This window comes from Candidatus Jidaibacter acanthamoeba, from assembly GCF_000815465.1.
Classification (GTDB): Bacteria; Pseudomonadota; Alphaproteobacteria; order Rickettsiales; family Midichloriaceae; genus Jidaibacter; species Jidaibacter acanthamoebae.
The window spans coordinates 1-345 of record NZ_JSWE01000119.1 but is presented as its reverse complement, the minus strand read 5'-3'; the positions used below and the strand labels follow the sequence as shown (position 1 = coordinate 345).

General features: G+C 28.7%; 1 protein-coding gene. It reads right to left on the bottom strand.

Features of this window, described 5'->3' with window-relative positions; translation table 11 throughout:
• A partial coding sequence (locus NF27_RS05545; protein ID WP_039456833.1) for an IS6 family transposase occupies positions 1-345 on the bottom strand: 345 nt, incomplete at both ends.

Below are 345 nucleotides of genomic sequence, written 5' to 3'. Positions count from 1 at the left end.
TATGATAACCCATAGCATCTTTGGTTTTCCATTTTACCCGTCTATGATCTTGCTCAATAATATTATTTAGATATTTGTTCTTTCTTATAGTTGTATTGGTAAATTTTCCTTCTTTTTGTAATTGAGTAAAAGCTAAAGTATATGAGGGATTAGCATCTACCGTAATACTTTTTGGTTCATAAGTATTTTTCTTATTGAGTAATTTAGTTAAGAATAATTTAGCTGCTTTGTGATTTCGTGTCTTGCTTAAGTAGAAATCAATAGTGTTTTTGTTACTATCAATTGCTCTATATAAGTATAACCATTTACCTTTAACCTTGATATAAGTTTCATCCAGGTACCAGG